The sequence below is a fragment of the Rhodoplanes azumiensis genome (assembly GCF_042682915.1).
GTDB lineage: Bacteria > Pseudomonadota > Alphaproteobacteria > Rhizobiales > Xanthobacteraceae > Rhodoplanes > Rhodoplanes azumiensis.
Genome location: NZ_JBHUIW010000063.1, coordinates 1 through 1866 on the forward strand (window position 1 = coordinate 1; position 1866 = coordinate 1866).

The 1866-nt window shown below is 70.5% G+C and carries 2 protein-coding genes and 1 pseudogene; all 3 read right to left on the bottom strand.

The window, feature by feature from the left end:
- On the bottom strand, positions 1-964 hold a 964-nt coding region (locus ACFSOX_RS23560; RefSeq protein WP_378480256.1), incomplete at its 3' end, for a HAMP domain-containing protein.
- 57 nt (positions 965-1021) lie between these two features.
- The gene (locus ACFSOX_RS23565; RefSeq protein WP_378480257.1) at positions 1022-1549 is read right to left on the bottom strand and encodes a chemotaxis protein CheW; all 528 of its coding nucleotides are present in this window, start codon (positions 1547-1549) and stop codon (positions 1022-1024) included.
- A 3-nt stretch (positions 1550-1552) separates the two neighbouring features.
- Positions 1553-1866 (bottom strand): annotated as a pseudogene (locus ACFSOX_RS23570) (hypothetical protein); the annotation flags it as partial.

The window sequence follows — 1866 nt, forward strand, 5'->3', positions numbered from 1 at the left end:
GCTCCTCCGAGCTCGACGACAGCTCCTGGCTGCCGGCCGAGACGTTGTCGGCGGCGGCGAGCGCCTCGGCGACGACCTGACGCAGCTTCTCCACCATGCGCTCCAGCGCGATGCCGAGCGTGTCCTTGTCGGAGAAGCGCTCGACCCGCACGGTGAGGTCGCCGTTGGCGATCGTGTCGGCGACCTGGGCGTTGGTGCGGAGGTTGCCGGTCATCTGATTGAGCGAATCGACCAGATCCTTGATCTCGTCGTTCGACTTGACGGTGATCTCCTGGCTCAGGTCGCCGATCGCGACCGCCTGGGCGAGCGCGCCGGCCTTGGCAAGGCCACGGCTGATCGACAGCGCCATGAACACGGCGGTGCCCACCGCGGTCACGAGCGCGAAGGCGACGAGGCCGAGCAGCATCATGCGGGCGCTCTCGTACTGCTCGGCCGCCTTGACCTTCGCATCGGCGAGGCGGCCGCGATTGATCTCGTTGACGCTGCGCAGGCTCTTCTGCACCTCGCCGACCTGCTGGCGTGCCTGACTGGCGGAGATCGCGACGGCCTCGTCGCGATGGCCCTGGCGGACCGCCTCCTGAATTCTGTCCTGGGCGGCGCCGAGCTGTTGGAGGGCGGCGCGGGCCGCGATCCACAGAGGCTTGCCTTGCGCCGTCGCCCCCTCCTCGGCCTTCTCGATTCGGCTCATCAGTTCGCGGCGCTGGGTCGTGACCTCCCCGCCGAAGCGGTCGATCTCCTCCTTGCCGGAAGCCGTGACCAGGTTCTTCTCGGACCGCACGAGCGAGAGAAGCTCGGCATTCATCTCGAGCGAAAGCTGGAGGCGCTGCATCGGTCCGTCGACCAGTCGCTGCAGCGTCAGGTCGAGCGAGGCGAGATTGGAGATACCGAGCCAGGCCGTGACGCCGGACAAGACGATGATGGTCGCGAAGGCGAGAGCGAGCTTCAGCTTGATCGTGAGTCGCATCGGGGCATTCCTGGCAAGGATATTTCGGGGGTGCTTCAGGGGGTCTCGAGGGGAGCGTCAGGCCGCTCGCACGGCCGACGCCGCGCCGTCGTCCCGGGCCGCGGGCACGGCCCGCTGCGCGGTGAGGACGGCCGGGTCCGACGTGAACAGGCGGACGATGTCGAGCACGGCGACGAAGCCGCCGCCGTGGCGGCCGACACCGAGAATGTGGTCGTGGCTCCACGCCGTGCCGATGTCGGGCGGCGGCTCGAGCCGCCCGTCGTCGAGCGACGCCACCTCGAAGACCCGATCGGCGGTGAGGCCGATGGCGAGGGTGCGGCCGGGCAGCGGCACGTCGAGGACGACGATGCGGGTCTGCTCGTCGCTCGGGACGCGCGGCAGGCCGAGCCGGGTCCGCAGGTCGATGACCGCGACGGCGCGACCGCGCACGTCGATCAGGCCGTCGAGATGGGCCGGTGCATCGGGGATGCGGAACACCTGCTGGGTCGGCAGGATCTCGAGCACCATCGACACGGGAACGGCGAAGATCTCGCGGCCGATCCCGATGGTGACGTAGAAGGTCGCGCCGGCACTGGTCTGCGTCATGGGTCAGCTCGCCCGCTCGAATTGAACGTCGTGTGCATCCGGCCCGCCGGACGTCATGTCGAGACGGAAGCCGGGCTTGCCGGCCGCCCTGGCCGGGGCCGCATAGGCGGCGCGCAGCTGGTCGACGAGCTTGTTGGCGCCACCCGCGACCGGACGGCCGGTGGGCTCGCTGGCGGCGGCCTTGGCCGGTGCCTTGCCGACCGGTGAGCGCCCGGCCGCCGGCCGCCGCACGGCCGTCGCCGGCGCCACCGCGGCGCTCTCGTCGGTGCGGAAATAGGCGATGCTGGCCTGCAGCTGCTCGGCCTGCGCGGCGAGCT